We start from the raw sequence: 14470 nt of genomic DNA, 5'->3' as shown, positions 1-14470 counted from the left end.
GGTGCCTAGCCGCCGATCTTAAGAACGATCTTGCCGATATGACCCGAGCTTTCCATTCGCGCATGGGCCGCTGAGGCCTCGGCCATGTCAAACTCGCTGTCCATCACCGGGGCAATCTTGCCCGAATCCAGTAGCGGCCAGACCGCCTCGCGCAGGTCTTGGGCGATTTTGGCCTTGGCCAGATCGGATTGCGGACGCAAGGTGCTGCCGGTCAGGGTCAGGCGTTTCACCATCATCATGGCAAAGTTCAGCTCGACCTTGGGGCCCTGCAGGAAGGCGATTTGAACCAGCCGCCCATCCTCGGCCAGAGCTTTGACGTTGCGCGGGATATAGTCACCGCCCACCATATCGAGGATCAGGTTCGCCCCGCCCTCGGCGCGCATGGTGGATACGAAATCCTCATCCCGGTAATTGATCGCCTTCTCGGCCCCCAGTTTCTCGCAAGCGGCACATTTCTCGGCCGATCCGGCGGTGGCAAAGACCCGTGCGCCGAACGCATTTGCAAGCTGGATCGCCGTTGTTCCGATCCCGCTGGAGCCGCCGTGGACCAAAAATCGCTCGCCCGCTTTCAGACCGCCGCGTGTGAAAACATTGGACCAGACGGTAAAGAAGGTCTCGGGCAGACACGCGGCCTCTTTCAGGCCCATCCCCTCTGGCACCGGCAAGCAATGGGCAGCGGGCGTAGCAACGTATTCGGCATAGCCGCCGCCGGGCAACAAGGCGCAAACCTGATCGCCAACTGAAAGCCCTTGAACGCCAGAACCTAGGGCTACGACCTCACCCGATGCCTCAAGCCCCGGCAGATCGCTGGCACCCGGAGGAGGATCATACGCACCCGCCCGCTGCAGCGCATCCGGACGGTTTACCCCGGCATAGGCCACCTTTAGCACCACCTGACCCGCAGCAGGCTCAGGCACGGGCCGGTCCGTTATCTGCAGAACCTCGGGCCCGCCGGGTTTGGTGATTTCTACAGCGCGCATTGTCTGGGTCATGGGCAATTCTCCTTTGCCCAATGCCTAACAGGCGAATTCGGAAAGGCCCAGACGCTTACTTGCGCGGGTTCAGCATTCCCGGCAGATCAGCCCGCATCTTCATAGGAGCTTTAACCTGACCTGCCAACCAATTCGGCACCGCAAGAAAGGGCTTGAACAGTGGGTTGCCATTGACCTGCGCCTTGAGCTTTTCGAACTGCATGACGTTGTCGATGCGGCGGTCCAGAAACTCCCACGTTCTCTGGTGGTCAGGCGAATCATCCCCCAGCCAGAACAGCACGGTCGAGGAATAGACCCCCGACAACGTCGCCCGCTTGGTGTACCAGTTCACATCGTCCGATGTATCGCCAAGCGTGTCCCAGATCAGATCGCAGGTCTGCCACATCGCCTTGGCCCCATCAGCCGCGTGCATCGGCAAAGAAAACAACGTCATCCCACGACGCACGAGTTCCTTGTCCTCTACCGCCTGAAGACGGAACCGGACAGCAGCAGCGATCCGGTCACGGAATTTCAGATCGCTCAGATCTTCGGTTTTCAGACGCTCTACCATCGCCGCGTCCCCGCGGGCATGAAAAGCCAGGGCCATATCAACCGCACCACGAGGACAGATCGACCGTGCCAACGTTTCATCAATACCGCAGTCACTGATAGCCATGCGAAAGCTGGTTTCCGACCAGCCATCAAACGGCACATGGGCCAGCATAGCGTCCAAAAGCCGGGTTTTGGCGTCTTCGTAGGATATGGTCATGGCGGTTCTCCGGGTTCTGGCACCAGTACTAGACAAGTTAGAGCGGCTTTGCTATACGGCCACCTCCTGCAATTTCCTTGCAACTCTATCTAGAAAGGTGGTGACAACCACATGCAGGTTAGTGTTCGCGACAATAACGTCGATCAGGCGCTTCGTGCCCTGAAGAAAAAGCTGCAGCGCGAAGGCGTGTTCCGTGAAATGAAGCTTAAGCAACATTTCGAGAAACCGTCCGAGAAAAAAGCGCGCGAGAAAGCTGAAGCGATCCGCCGTGCCCGTAAACTGGCACGCAAGAAAGCACAGCGCGAAGGTTTGCTCTAAGCACCTGATGCTCGTCCAGCTTTGGATGACACTATTTGACGACCCCCGAGGCCCCGCCCGGGGGTTTGTCGTTTTCTAAGAGGGATTTCGCCAGTCCTGCCTCTTAGCGATCGCAACAACTCGCCGAGACATTGATTTGCCATTTTCTCGGCGTTATCCAGCGCGGCGAATCTCTGTTTCGGTGCGCCCTCCCGCCGAAATGCGCCGATCTTTCCGACCTCACTGTTCATGTCTTTTGCCGGTTCTCTAAGTGGGTCCTTCCATTCGGACACAACAACTTAAGGAGGCAAAAATGTCTGCAGCAAGTCAAGTAGAACGGGAAATGCTGGCGTTGATCAACCAAGAGCGTACGTCCCGTGGCTTGGACCCATTACAGCTTGAAACGCAGCTCAACGATTCGTCGGAAGATCACAGCAGCTGGATGCTGGATACGGACACGTTCAGCCACACCGGGTCAGGCGGATCAAGCGCCACCCAGCGGATGCAGGCGGCCGGGTTCGATCTTGAAGGCAGTTGGCGAACTGGCGAGAATATCGCCTGGCAATCAGAGCGCGGCGCGCCAGGGATCAGCGACGACGTAGCACAACTGCACCAGGGCCTGATGAACAGCCCCGGTCATCGCGCGAATATTCTGAACCCCGATTTCAAATACATCGGCATCGGTATCGAGACCGGGGATATGCAGGGTTCTGACGCCGTGATCGTCACGCAGAACTTTGCCACAACTGATGCGGCAGTCATGCTGGACAGCGGCGGCACAGCCATGGCGCCTACCCCACCTGCAGAGCCAGACCCCGCACAACCCGATACTGATGTGACCGAGACCGAAGACCCGGTCACCGAACAGCCGGATACTGACCTTACCGAAACCGACGACTCAGCCTTGGAGCAGCCGGGTACTGACGTCACCGACAACGGCGATCCGGCCCCTGAACGGTCGGACACCGAAGACGCTGATGCAGATTGCTTCGATCTTGCGGCTTTTTTTGCTGAACTAGACGCATTCATTCAGCAGCTAAAAGAAGATTTCGATCAATTCGCGTGGAATGATGACGACATGACCCCGCCTGAGACCCAGGACGACATGGATTTCGTCATAGTAGATGATTCAGTCCCGGTTGCGGACGAACCAATCTGTCCCGAGATGACGTCTGGCGGAGCAGAAGACTTCTTTTCGCTCACCTTCTTCAGCGTCGATTGCATGATGGACGCGGCCTGACGCCCCAACCTGATGCGAAGCAGATCGCTGCTTCGCATCCTTTCGGACCGATCAGTATATTTTTGGCACGTGCAATTCGTCTGGCAGAACACGGCGTTCGTATTCCGGGTTGTACTTGCGATCCGGCAGGTTGACCTTTTCCTGCGGTACATCCGTGTAGGGGATCTTGGTCAACAGGTGTTCGATACAGTTCAGACGCTCGCGCTTTTTGTCATTGCCTTCGACGATATACCATGGCGCTTCCGGAATGTTGGTGCGGAACAGCATGTCTTCTTTGGCCTTGGTGTAGGCCTCCCACCGGATACGAGATTCCAGATCCATCGGCGACAGCTTCCACTGCTTCATCGGATCGTGGATGCGCATGAGGAACCGCAACTGCTGCTCTTCATCGGTGATCGAGAACCAGTATTTCAGCAAAATAATGCCCGAACGCACCAGCATCCGTTCAAATTCGGGAACGTCCTGAAAGAACTGTTCAACCTGATCTTCGGTCGCAAAGCCCATGACCCGTTCGACACCCGCGCGATTGTACCATGACCGGTCGAACAGCACGATTTCGCCCGCTGCAGGCAGGTGCGGAACGTATCGCTGGAAATACCACTGGCTTTGTTCCCGACGGCTTGGCGCGGGCAGAGCAACAACACGCGCAACCCGCGGGTTCAGGCGCTGCGTGATCCGCTTGATCACGCCCCCCTTACCGGCGCTGTCGCGGCCTTCGAACAGGATACAAACCTTGGCACCCGTGTGCTGCACCCAATCCTGCACTTTGATCAACTCGGCCTGAAGACGCAGCAGGTTCCGGAAATAGACCTTGCGGTCCAGCATTTCGGGGTGCTGATCCTTGTAGATCTTGCGGATTTCCATCGACAACATGGGCTCGCTGAACTCGATCTCGAAATCTTCGTCCAGCGTGTCTTCCAGCTCGGCCTCAAGCCAGTCTTTCGAGGCGTCGTTATATTCGTCAGCCAAGGTCTGCTCCTTACAAATTCCCGGGTTCGGACCGTATCGGGCGCATGTAACCGCCTGATGTCATCGGATGAATTGATGAAGGTCTTTTCCTAAGCCTAACAGCTTACGGCGACAAGATCACTGTGACGCAAATCCGCAGCCCGTTCACTGTTGAACTGTCTTGCCAGAACGCGCCCAACCACGGCATCAAGGCGCAAACCGAACTGCAAAGGCGCGACTTTGACCCAATTTTTCGAATTGCTACCCACGATCTGGCCGTGGCTCTTGCTGATCATTGCCATGGTCAGCACCGTGTCAGGCAAACAGGTTTTGGGTATGAGACTATTGGGGGTTTTCGGAGCGGTCTTGCTGACATTGGGGCTGGTTACGCCGATCGCCGCAGGGGTGGTCACTGTCGGTTTTGCAGGAGCGTTGATGCTGCGCAACCTGTCCGGGGTGTGGGCCGCGCTTGGCCATATTGCACTCGTCATGTGGTGCATCGCGCTCGGGGCGCATCTGGTCCCGGGATTTCACAACCTTCTGGTCCTTGATCAGGTTCAATCTGGCCCTTTAAGTCGCGATTTCACGATGTACTTGAACCTGGACAAGCCCATGGTGCTGTTCACCGTGGCTTTGGCGTGGCCCAGCATGATTGGTGGGGCTGTGGCACTGCGCAAAATCCCGTTGGCAGTTGGTTTCGCCTTGCTGCCTGCGCTGTTGGCATTGGGTTCTGCCGTCAATGCCATCCGCCCCGAGATCAGCCTGCCCCATTGGTGGGTGATCTTCGCGCTGTCCAATCTCTTCCTGACCTGCCTGACGGAAGAGGTGTTTTTTCGCGGCTATTTGCAATCGTTGATCTCTTCCCGTTTTGGCGCGGGTCTGGGGATAGCTGCTGCAAGCCTTCTGTTTGGTTTGGTTCACGTCGGCGGAGGACCGGCATTGGCAGGTTTCGCAACCATTCTGGGCGCGGCTTGCGGGCTGGGTTATTATGCAACCGGACGTCTGTGGGTTCCTGTCCTCATGCATTTCGGCTTCAACGCCGCGCATCTGGTGCTGTTCACCTATCCCGGACCGGCCTGATCAAACCGGTAAGGCCGTGGTTTTGAACACAGTTCGGAGCGCAAACGAACTTTGCATCTGCGCCACACCGGGTAGCCGCGACAAGTATTGCCTATGGATGCGGGCAAAGTCCTCGGTGTTTTCGGCGACGACTTTCAAGATGTAGTCCGCCGTTCCCGCCATAAGGTGACACTCCAAAACATCCGGAATACGGGCAACGGCCTTTTCGAAGGCATCCAGAACCTCTTCAGCCTGTCCTTGCAGAGTGATCTCGACAAAGACGGTCGTCGGCACGTTCATCTTGCGTGCATCCAACAGGGCAACGTAGTTGCGAATAAAGCCCTCGGATTCCAGCCGTTGCACCCGTCTGTGGCAGGCCGAAGGCGACAAATTGGCCTGTTCGGACAGTTCTGCATTCGACATCCGACCGTTACGCTGCAATGCCGCCAGAATCTTTCGATCCGTCGTATCAATGGCCATCTGCGCAATCCTTTTGCAAGTTTAGGCCAAAATACCGAAAATTTTTCGGAATTAAAGCGTTCACACGGGCAGAGTTTCACAGAAATTGCGCGCAAAGTTGCCCATTATTTAAGCAGTTTACAAACGGAGAGACCAAATGAAGATCGGTTGCCCCAAAGAAATCAAACCGCAGGAGTTCCGCGTCGGAATGACCCCGAACGCTGCGCAAGAAGCGGTCGCGCGCGGCCACGAGGTGATCATTGAAACCGGAGCCGGTCAGGGCTCGGGTTTTGACAATGCCGACTACGTCGCAGCCGGAGCGCGCATTGTCGACACCGCAGCCGAAGTTTTCGCCACTGCCGACATGATCGTCAAAGTCAAAGAACCGCAGGCAGGCGAACGCAAGATGCTGCGCGAGGGACAGCTGCTGTTTACCTATCTGCACCTTGCCCCGGACCCAGACCAGACCCATGACCTGCTTGCTTCGGGTTGTACGGCTATCGCGTACGAGACTGTAACGGACGCCAATGGGGGGCTGCCTTTGCTTGCACCCATGTCCGAGGTTGCAGGTCGCCTCGCCCCGCAGGTCGGGTCGTGGACCCTGCAGAAGGCCAATGGCGGGCGCGGTGTTCTGATGGGCGGCGTTCCCGGAGTTGGTCCAGCGAAAGTTGTTGTCATTGGCGGTGGTGTCGTGGGAACACATGCCGCCAAGATCGCCGCGGGGATGGGGGCAGACGTGACGGTTCTTGACCGGTCGCTGCCGCGCCTGCGCTATCTGGATGACGTGTTTGGCGGGACGTTCAAGAACCAATACTCGACAGCTGGCGCAACGGCCGAGCTGATCCAATCCGCCGATATGGTGATCGGCGCGGTGCTGATCCCCGGTGCGGCTGCGCCAAAGCTGGTGACCCGCGCGCAACTTTCTACCATGAAACCCGGAGCAGTCCTTGTCGACGTTGCGATTGATCAGGGTGGGTGTTTTGAGACATCGAAAGCGACGACCCATGCCGAACCGATCTATGATGTGGATGGCATCATGCACTATTGCGTGGCCAACATGCCCGGAGCTGTCGCCCGCACATCGACCATCGCGCTTGGCAACGCCACCATGCCCTTCATGCTGGCGTTGGCCGACAAAGGCTGGAAACAGGCCTGTCAGGACGACCCTCATCTGATGGCCGGGCTGAACGTACATGCGGGTCAGCTGACCTACTACGCCGTCGGCAAAGCTCTTGGGATCGACGTGGTGTCACCCAACGTCGTCATCAAGGCCTAAGATACTCCCGCCCCTGAAAGCGCCCTCTGACGAGTGCGTTTACAGCGTTGGGCGCAGCGCCGCGCTGATCGCGCGGCGCGGTCGAACCTCTGACCAACGTTGCAACAAACGAAAAAGCGCCGCGCGATCAGCGCGGCGCTGGGCTCAACCGGAAAAGGGCATTTCAATGCCCGTATGACGGGCGTGAGCGTTATGCCTGTTTTTGGATCTCGACCGAATGCGGATAGGGAATCGATACACCCTTGGCATCGAACGCTTCTTTAACGGCTTTCGTGATTTCAAACCTCACGTCCCAATAATCTGCAGTGGCGCACCACAGCCGCGCCGTCAGATCAACCGAGCTGTCGCCCAGATTGGTCACGCGCACCCAAGGCTCGGGATCGTTGTGAATACGCTCATCGGCCTTGGCCACATCCAGAATGATCTGCATCGCCTGATCTGCGCTGTCGCCGTAATCAATCCCGAAAACCAGGTCCACGCGTCGCGTGTCATGTGCCGAGTAGTTGGTGATAACCGTTCCCCATGCCTGACCGTTTGGCACGATGATCTGCACATTATCCGGTGTTACCAATTCGGTCGTGAACAGGTTCAGGTCTTGCACTGTCCCTGCAGTACCGCCGATATCCACATACTGACCCAGCTTATAAGGCCGGAACACCACCAGCATCACGCCCGCCGCCAGATCGCTGAGCGTCCCTTGCAGCGCCAGACCGATGGCCAGTGATGCCGCACCCAAAATGGCAACAATACTTGTGGCCTCAATCCCGAAAATCCCTAGAACGGCAACCAGAACCATCGCCAGGATAGCCCATTTCACTAGGCTGGCCATAAAGTTGCCCAGGGTCGGGTCAATCTGCGGGGTCGCGTTGATGCGCCGGCGCACCATACCACCTATCGCTCCGGCCACGATCCAGCCCAAAATCAGAACAATCAGTGCCTTGACTGCATTCATGATAAGCGGAGCAAACGCCCCTACCTGAGTTACGACCTCGTCCACGCGCTTCTCCTTCTGCTAGCTATGCAAAACCCGCGACACGCACGCGGGATGCACAAGATTGTGAGCGAGAATACCCCTCTGGTCTAGGTGCGGAATGAACCGGTTTTCCCCTCTGTTGCGAAATGCACAAGAACTGACCGGGAATGCACAGGTGCTCTACTGGTAACACATTTAGCCAGTGCTTACCTCAACTCGGAACCGCATTCAGGAGCGCACCATGCTTGACACCTCAACTCATCCAATTACCGGCCGCTGGCCTGCCCAGACACCCGACAGGTTGCAGCTTTATTCCTATCCAACGCCAAACGGTGTCAAAGTTTCGATCATGCTAGAAGAGATCGGCCTTCCCTATGAAGCGCATCTGGTCACGCTGGCGGATTCAGATGTCAAAAGCCCCGAGTTCCTGTCGCTGAATCCAAACAACAAAATTCCTGCGATTATTGACCCCAACGGCCCGGATGGCGAAGCTGTATCCCTGTTCGAGAGCGGGGCAATCCTGCTATATCTGGCAGAGAAAAGCGATCAGTTGATGGGCGCGACCGCAGCGGACAAAGCCCGCGTGACACAGTGGCTGATGTTCCAGATGGGTGGCCTTGGCCCGATGTTCGGTCAGCTTGGCTATTTCCACAAATTCGCCGGTAGCGAGATCGAAGACCCTCGCCCCCGCGAACGCTACATCAACGAAGCCAAGCGCTTGCTTAATGTGCTAAACACCCAGCTTGAAGGGCAGGAATGGATCGCGGGCAGTTATTCAATTGCCGATATCGCCATTGTACCTTGGCTGCGAGGCTTGGACTATTACGGTGTGAAAGAGCTGCTTGGATGGTCTGATTTCGCCAACCTTCAGCCATACGTGGACCGCTTTCTGGACCGCCCAGCGGTCCAGCGCGGATTGGTTATCCCTGCGGTTAGCTAAGGCAGATCGGCGGCGAGGCATTGCCCCGCCCCATCGACCGCTATCCGGGCAGTTGCCCGGTCAGAACATAGCGCAGAACCTCGACCACCTGCGCGGGGTGCTCGGCCACGGCCAGAGCTGCGGCGTCGACCTCTTTCAGTGCGTGCTGATGGTCGGGGCCGTGCAGCACGATCAGGGATTTGCCCAGAGCGGCAGCGTACCCTGCGTCGAAGGCCGCATTCCATTGCTTGTATTTCTCGCCAAAGCGGACCACGACCACATCCGCATCCGCGATCCCCTTACGGGTGCGGATGGCATTGACCATCGCGCCCTTGTGGTCGTGCCAGTATTTGTTCGGCTCGGCCCCCAGAATGGCCACACCGCAATCGTCACTGGCCGCGTGGTCGGTCACAGGGCTGTTAAAGGTGATTTCCAGCCCCTGCGCGCCTTCGATGATCTGGTCGCGCCAATCGGTGTGAATCTCGCCCGAGAGGTAAACGTTCAGCATGTCTTGTTCCTCCTGAAATGAAAAAGGGGCGCGTCCGGCCCCTTTGTCTTGTTAGCTTGTCGCGCCAATCAGCCGCGCAGAACGCCGCCCGTGGCCTTGGACACTTTGGCGATGATCTTCTGACCAACCGCCTCGATATCCTCTTCCTTGAGGGTCTTGTCCGTCGGTTGCAGACGTACGGTGATGGCCAGCGATTTCTTGCCCTCACCCAGGCTGCCACCGATGAATTCATCGAACACGCGTACATCGTCGATCAGCGCCTTATCCGCGCCTGCTGCCGCGTTCACCAAGGTCAGAGCTTCGACATCCGCATCAACCACAAAGGCAAAGTCACGTTCCACCGCCTGCAGATCGCGCAGTTCAAGCGCCGCGCGGGTGGCCCCGGATTTGCGCGGCAGAGGCACTTCGTCCGGCCAGATGGTAAAGGCCATCGCCGGACCCTTGATATCCAGCGCTTGCAGGATGCGCGGGTGCAGTTCACCAAACACGCCCAGCACCTTTTTCGGACCCAGACAGATTTTGCCATGACGGCCCGGATGCCACCACGCATCACCATCGCGCAGAACCTGCACCTTCGCGGGCGCTCCGATCGCGGCCAGTACGGCCTCGGCATCGGCTTTGACGTCAAACACATCCACCGCGCGCGCGGCCCCATGCACATCCTTGGGACCATCGCGGCCCACCAGCAGACCAGTGATCTGGGTTTTCTGGTTGCCGGGCTCACCGCCGTGGAAAACAGGGCCAACCTCGAACAGGGTAACATCGGCAAAGCCGCGCGCCTGATTGCGGGCGGCCGCCTGTAGCAGGCCGGGCAGCAGATCGGGGCGCATATGGCTCATTTCCGAGGAAATCGGGTTTTCCAGTTGCGTCGCGGCATCGCCGCCCCCGAACAGGGCCGCCGAGGCCTTATCAATGAAGGTATAGGACACACATTCATTGTAGCCCAGCGCCGCACAAGTCCGGCGGGCCATCGACTGACGGCGCTGCGTCGGCGTCATCACCGCCTTGGGGATGCCATCGGTCACTCGCGGCAGCGGTTTGCCCTGCAGCTTGGTCAGCGAGGCAATCCGCGCGACCTCTTCCACCAGATCGGCCTCGCCCATGACATCGGGGCGCCAGCTGGGCACATGGGCCATCTCGCCTTCGAGGCGGAAACCCAGACGGGTCAGGGTCTGGCGCTGTTCGCTTTCGGGTATGTCCATCCCGACCAGCGACTGCACCCGCGCCGCATCCAGCTTGTAGGCGCGCGCGTGGTTCGGGGCCTTACCGGCTTCGACAACCGAGGATACCTCGCCGCCGCAGATATCCAGAATCATCTGCGTCGCCTGCTCCAGCCCTTCGCGGGTGAATTGCGGGTCAACGCCGCGTTCAAAGCGGTAACGCGCGTCCGAGTTAATCTTCAGAGCGCGGCCCGTCAGGGCGATCTGCACGTGATCCCAGAAGGCGCTTTCAAGGAAGACATTGACCGTCTCATCAGTGCAGCCGGTTTCCTCGCCGCCCATGATACCCGCGATAGATTCCGCGCCCTTGTCGTCCGAGATCACCATCATGCCGCGCTGCAGGGTGTATTCCTTCTCATCCAGCGCCACCAGCGTTTCACCACCCTTGGCGCGGTGAACCCGCAGGTTGCCATGCACCTTATCCGCATCAAACACGTGCAGCGGGCGGTTCTGGTCAAAGGTCATGTAGTTGGTGATATCCACCAACGCCGAAATGGGACGCAGACCGATGGCCTTCAACTGATCCTGCAGCCATTGCGGGCTGGGGCCGTTCTTGACGCCCCGGATCACTCGACCGGTGAAATGCGGCGCGCCGTCCAGGGTGTCGTCGTCAATCGTCACCTTGATCGGGCATTCGAAATCCCCCGGCACTGGCGCGTGGATATGCTCTTTCAGCGTACCCACACCGCGCGCGGCCAGATCACGTGCGATGCCCGCCACACCCAACGCATCGGGGCGGTTCGGCGTGATCGCAATCTCGATCATCGGATCGACCTTGGACGGGTCATTCTCGGCCAACCAGTCGACGAAGCGATCACCGACCTCGCCCGAGGGCAGTTCTATAATGCCATCATGCTCGTCCGACAGCTCAAGCTCGCGCTCGGAGGCCATCATGCCAAAGCTTTCGACGCCCCGGATCTTGCCGACGCTGATGGTGATATCCAGACCGGGGATATACATGCCCGGTTTGCAAACCACGACAGTGATGCCTTCGCGCGCGTTGGGCGCGCCGCAAATGATCTGCAGATCGCCCTCGTCGGTTTCCACTGTGCAGACCCGCAGTTTGTCGGCGTCGGGATGCTTTTCCGCGTGTTTCACATGGCCCAGCGTAAAGCCTGCCAGCCGGTCCGCCGGGTTCACGATCTCTTCGACCTCTAGCCCGAGGTCGGTCAGCGCCTCGGCGATCTCATCAACCGACGCGTCCGTGTCGAGGTGGTCTTTCAGCCAGGACAGAGTGAATTTCATTGCTCGGGGCCTTTTTTGGCAAACATCCAGTCGGCACAGGCAATGACAAAGAATGCGCCAAGGTGCAAGCGCTGCGCGTCACGGATAGGTGGGGGTGCGGCCCAAAAGCTCGTCCAATTGCCGCCCGATCCAGCCATGGGGGATAAAATGCCCGCCCGGATGCGTGTCCAGCGTCACCTGCCCGCGCGCGCAATCGGTCCACTCCACCCGGCTGAGGGTCAGGATCGGCACCACGCTCCAATCCCCGCGCGGGGTGGCATCGTGGCACTCATACGCCGCCCGCCACAGCGCCACCGGGTAGGTCGTGTCCCCATTGGAGCCATAAGGGAAATCCATCACCGTATCGCTGAGGCCGTGTACATGGCGCGCCTCACGCGGGGCTTCGGGGCAGTCTTCGGTCTGGCGGATGCTGCCTGCAACAGCAAGCAGCGCGGCAATGTCATTGCCCGACTGGCACACATAGCGCCACGCCATCGCGCCGCCAAAGGAATACCCCGAGACGTAGATACGTTCAGGATCAACCGGATAGCGATTGGCCACATCCTCCAGCACCGCATCGGCAAAGGGAACGTCACGCGTGTCCGATGTCCAGAAGTCCCAGCTTTTGCCCAAGCCGTTGGGGGCCACCAGCAACACGCCGCGCAGTTTTGTGGCCCCGGCGATGCGCTGATGGTTCACCACCAGAGTACCCTGCCGCGCCCAGCCGTGGAAATGCAGCAACACGGGCAGAGGCGTTTCGCCGTCCCACCCCTCAGGCTCAAGCACATGATACGAGCGGTCGCCGAGCTCGCAGGCGGTGTCGCCATGGCAATCGGTTTTCCACGGACCCATGGCGAGTGCAGGAGTTGCGGTCATCAGCAGGAAAAGCAGTCGGTAAATCATAGGCCGGAGCCTAGCCGCCTGACGCCAACTGTCACGTCACAACCGTGTGGGAAACTGTAACACGCGCAGGGGCACTGCCGTCGGACAGCGCGCAAGCCGCGCTGTCGCCAGACCTCGGGGTGGCGATCCAAGGTTTGTGTTGGGCACTTTATGCCAACCAATTCCGCGCGCTGTTCGAGCGTTGCGCTGGCGGAGACAAATCGCCAGCCCGTCCGGGCGGTCTGGCGATAGCGCGGCGGCCTTAGGCCTTTGCTCCGCGCATGCACAGTATTCAGCTATGTGAGACTAAAGACTGATCCCCAGTTTTTCAGCAGCTTCCTGCTTTACGTACGCGAGAGCCAAATCTTTCATCATCCCAAGCGTCATACCTCCAACTTTGGAAGCACCGGACTTGGTTTTGTCCCAAATCGTGTCGTTTCGGATAGCATCTATGTAATCGTGACCCATCGAAGTTAGACGAAATCCATACTTACCAACGTTGGTGGTCAGGCCAACATCCTTCATCAGTTGGAGGTGGTAGTATTCGTTTTCCTCGTCATCGTCTTAGTCATAGGTAAACTGCCATTCGCCCGACTCTTACATCTCAAAGAGAAGCTTACGAATAACGTCCGCATCACGCTTCACCGAGACAAACCACCATGCAGGTTCGGCATATCCAGAGCCGCGAACCCGTAGTGCCGCAGCCAGCGCAGGTCAGAATCAAAGAACGCCCGCAAATCCGGAATGCCATATTTCAGCATCGCCAGACGGTCGATCCCAATCCCAAAGGCAAAGCCCTGATAAACCTCGGGGTCGATGCCACCGGCGGCGATCACCTTGGGGTGGACCATGCCCGAGCCCAGAATCTCCATCCAGTCGTCGCCCTCGCCGATCTTCAGCTGGCCGTTATCCCAAGAACAGCGGATATCGACCTCGGCGGACGGCTCGGTGAAGGGGAAGTGCGAGGCGCGGAAGCGCAGCTCGACGTCGTCGACCTCGAAGAAGGCTTTCACGAACTCTTCCAGAACCCATTTCAGGTTCGCCATCGAGATGTCCTTGTCGATGGCCAGCCCCTCGACCTGATGGAACATCGGCGTGTGGGTCTGGTCATAGTCGGCACGGTACACACCGCCCGGGCAGATGACGCGGATCGGCGCGCCCTGTTTCTCCATCGAGCGGATCTGCACCGGTGACGTATGGGTGCGCAGCACATGCGGCGGGCGGTCGTCGCCTTCGGCGCGGTGCATGTAGAACGTGTCCATCTCGGCCCGCGCGGGGTGGTGGCCGGGGATGTTCAAGGCGTCAAAATTATACCAGTCGTCCTCGATCCGAGGCCCTTCAGCCACGGCAAAGCCCAGTTCGGCAAAGATCGCGGTCAGTTCCTCGGTCGCCTGGCTGATCGGGTGGATCGAGCCCTGACGGCGCGAACGGGTCGGCAAGGTAACGTCCAGCCATTCGGTGCGCAGACGTTCATCCAACGCGGCATCGGCCAGCGCGGATTTTTTGGCGGCCAGCGCCGAGTTGATTTCATCCTTCAGAGCGTTCAGGGCGGGGCCTGCAACCTGGCGTTCCTCGGGGGTCATTTTGCCCAGCTCGCGCATCTTCAGCGCGACCTCGCCTTTTTTGCCCACGGCAGCGACTCGGATCGCCTCAAGCGCGTTCTCGTCACCCGCTTCGGCGATTTGGCTTAGATATTTTGCCTTAAGATCGTCCATGACGCCCTCT

At 58.8% G+C, this 14470-nt stretch carries 15 protein-coding genes and 1 pseudogene; 6 read left to right on the top strand and 10 right to left on the bottom strand.

Translation table 11 applies throughout. The annotated features are described in order from the left end of the window. Positions 1-5: 5 nt before the first annotated feature. Complete coding sequence (locus ACR0DX_RS05105; protein WP_170353597.1) at positions 6-992, bottom strand: NAD(P)H-quinone oxidoreductase; 987 nt, start codon at positions 990-992, stop codon at positions 6-8. A gap of 55 nt (positions 993-1047) precedes the next feature. Further along, positions 1048-1740: a COQ9 family protein gene (locus ACR0DX_RS05100; protein ID WP_170353598.1), complete on the bottom strand. Its 693-nt coding sequence runs from the start codon at positions 1738-1740 to the stop codon at positions 1048-1050. Between the two features lie 111 nt (positions 1741-1851). On the opposite strand from ACR0DX_RS05100, the gene rpsU reads away from it, so the two are divergent. Beyond that, positions 1852-2058: a 30S ribosomal protein S21 gene (gene rpsU, locus ACR0DX_RS05095; RefSeq protein ID WP_005614280.1), complete on the top strand. Its 207-nt coding sequence runs from the start codon at positions 1852-1854 to the stop codon at positions 2056-2058. Between the two features lie 292 nt (positions 2059-2350). Next, positions 2351-3277 carry a CAP domain-containing protein gene (locus ACR0DX_RS05090; protein ID WP_480845385.1) on the top strand — a complete coding sequence of 309 codons (927 nt, stop codon included), beginning with the start codon at positions 2351-2353 and terminating at the stop codon, positions 3275-3277. Between the two features lie 51 nt (positions 3278-3328). On the opposite strand, the gene ppk2 is transcribed toward ACR0DX_RS05090, so the two are convergent. Further along, positions 3329-4246 (bottom strand): polyphosphate kinase 2, encoded by a 918-nt coding sequence (ppk2, locus tag ACR0DX_RS05085; protein ID WP_170353600.1) that lies wholly within the window; start codon positions 4244-4246, stop codon positions 3329-3331. 219 nt (positions 4247-4465) lie between these two features. Here ppk2 and ACR0DX_RS05080 point away from each other — a divergent pair, with 219 nt between their 5' ends. Continuing rightward, positions 4466-5305: a CPBP family intramembrane glutamic endopeptidase gene (locus ACR0DX_RS05080; RefSeq protein WP_170353601.1), complete on the top strand. Its 840-nt coding sequence runs from the start codon at positions 4466-4468 to the stop codon at positions 5303-5305. Here the strand turns inward: ACR0DX_RS05080 and ACR0DX_RS05075 are convergent, their stop codons facing one another. Beyond that, the gene (locus ACR0DX_RS05075) at positions 5306-5764 is read right to left on the bottom strand and encodes an Lrp/AsnC family transcriptional regulator (protein ID WP_170353602.1); all 459 of its coding nucleotides are present in this window, start codon (positions 5762-5764) and stop codon (positions 5306-5308) included. Positions 5765-5900: 136 nt separating this feature from the next. Here ACR0DX_RS05075 and ald point away from each other — a divergent pair, with 136 nt between their 5' ends. Next, positions 5901-7019: an alanine dehydrogenase gene (ald, locus tag ACR0DX_RS05070; RefSeq protein ID WP_170353603.1), complete on the top strand. Its 1119-nt coding sequence runs from the start codon at positions 5901-5903 to the stop codon at positions 7017-7019. Positions 7020-7209: 190 nt separating this feature from the next. On the opposite strand, the gene ACR0DX_RS05065 is transcribed toward ald, so the two are convergent. Continuing rightward, positions 7210-7971 (bottom strand): mechanosensitive ion channel family protein, encoded by a 762-nt coding sequence (locus tag ACR0DX_RS05065; RefSeq protein ID WP_174821823.1) that lies wholly within the window; start codon positions 7969-7971, stop codon positions 7210-7212. A gap of 262 nt (positions 7972-8233) precedes the next feature. Between ACR0DX_RS05065 and ACR0DX_RS05060 the strand changes: the two genes are divergently transcribed. Beyond that, positions 8234-8932 carry a glutathione S-transferase N-terminal domain-containing protein gene (locus ACR0DX_RS05060; RefSeq protein WP_170353605.1) on the top strand — a complete coding sequence of 233 codons (699 nt, stop codon included), beginning with the start codon at positions 8234-8236 and terminating at the stop codon, positions 8930-8932. A 40-nt stretch (positions 8933-8972) separates the two neighbouring features. Here ACR0DX_RS05060 and ACR0DX_RS05055 read toward each other — a convergent pair whose 3' ends face one another. The 3 genes from ACR0DX_RS05055 to ACR0DX_RS05045 form a co-directional block, all read right to left on the bottom strand. After that, positions 8973-9419, bottom strand: a complete 447-nt coding sequence (locus ACR0DX_RS05055) for a YtoQ family protein (protein WP_170353606.1) — start codon at positions 9417-9419, stop codon at positions 8973-8975. Between the two features lie 68 nt (positions 9420-9487). Next, positions 9488-11884, bottom strand: coding sequence for a phenylalanine--tRNA ligase subunit beta (gene pheT / locus ACR0DX_RS05050; RefSeq protein WP_170353607.1), 2397 nt, complete (start codon positions 11882-11884; stop codon positions 9488-9490). Between the two features lie 78 nt (positions 11885-11962). Continuing rightward, complete coding sequence (locus tag ACR0DX_RS05045) at positions 11963-12766, bottom strand: alpha/beta hydrolase family protein (RefSeq protein WP_170353608.1); 804 nt, start codon at positions 12764-12766, stop codon at positions 11963-11965. A gap of 44 nt (positions 12767-12810) precedes the next feature. On the opposite strand from ACR0DX_RS05045, the gene ACR0DX_RS05040 reads away from it, so the two are divergent. Continuing rightward, a complete protein-coding gene (locus ACR0DX_RS05040; protein WP_170353609.1) occupies positions 12811-13011 on the top strand; it encodes a hypothetical protein in 201 nt (66 codons plus the stop codon). 40 nt (positions 13012-13051) lie between these two features. Here ACR0DX_RS05040 and ACR0DX_RS05035 read toward each other — a convergent pair. Next, a pseudogene (locus tag ACR0DX_RS05035) lies at positions 13052-13291 on the bottom strand (DUF2513 domain-containing protein); the annotation flags it as partial. 95 nt (positions 13292-13386) lie between these two features. After that, the gene (gene pheS / locus ACR0DX_RS05030) at positions 13387-14460 is read right to left on the bottom strand and encodes a phenylalanine--tRNA ligase subunit alpha (RefSeq protein WP_170353611.1); all 1074 of its coding nucleotides are present in this window, start codon (positions 14458-14460) and stop codon (positions 13387-13389) included. Between the last annotated feature and the right edge of the window lie 10 nt (positions 14461-14470).

This window comes from Ruegeria sp. D3 (assembly GCF_056534465.1).
This window is presented reverse-complemented; position numbering and strand designations above follow the sequence as displayed.

Coding starts and splice junctions, on each gene's coding strand:
- ACR0DX_RS05105 (WP_170353597.1), bottom strand. CDS start 992: ATGACCCAGACAATGCGCGCTGTAGAAATCACCAAACCCGGCGGGCCC.
- ACR0DX_RS05100 (WP_170353598.1), bottom strand. CDS start 1,740: ATGACCATATCCTACGAAGACGCCAAAACCCGGCTTTTGGACGCTATG.
- rpsU (WP_005614280.1), top strand. CDS start 1,852: ATGCAGGTTAGTGTTCGCGACAATAACGTCGATCAGGCGCTTCGTGCC.
- ACR0DX_RS05090 (WP_480845385.1), top strand. CDS start 2,351: ATGTCTGCAGCAAGTCAAGTAGAACGGGAAATGCTGGCGTTGATCAAC.
- ACR0DX_RS05075 (WP_170353602.1), bottom strand. CDS start 5,764: ATGGCCATTGATACGACGGATCGAAAGATTCTGGCGGCATTGCAGCGT.
- ald (WP_170353603.1), top strand. CDS start 5,901: ATGAAGATCGGTTGCCCCAAAGAAATCAAACCGCAGGAGTTCCGCGTC.
- ACR0DX_RS05065 (WP_174821823.1), bottom strand. CDS start 7,971: ATGAATGCAGTCAAGGCACTGATTGTTCTGATTTTGGGCTGGATCGTG.
- ACR0DX_RS05060 (WP_170353605.1), top strand. CDS start 8,234: ATGCTTGACACCTCAACTCATCCAATTACCGGCCGCTGGCCTGCCCAG.
- ACR0DX_RS05055 (WP_170353606.1), bottom strand. CDS start 9,419: ATGCTGAACGTTTACCTCTCGGGCGAGATTCACACCGATTGGCGCGAC.
- pheT (WP_170353607.1), bottom strand. CDS start 11,884: ATGAAATTCACTCTGTCCTGGCTGAAAGACCACCTCGACACGGACGCG.
- ACR0DX_RS05045 (WP_170353608.1), bottom strand. CDS start 12,766: ATGATTTACCGACTGCTTTTCCTGCTGATGACCGCAACTCCTGCACTC.
- pheS (WP_170353611.1), bottom strand. CDS start 14,460: ATGGACGATCTTAAGGCAAAATATCTAAGCCAAATCGCCGAAGCGGGT.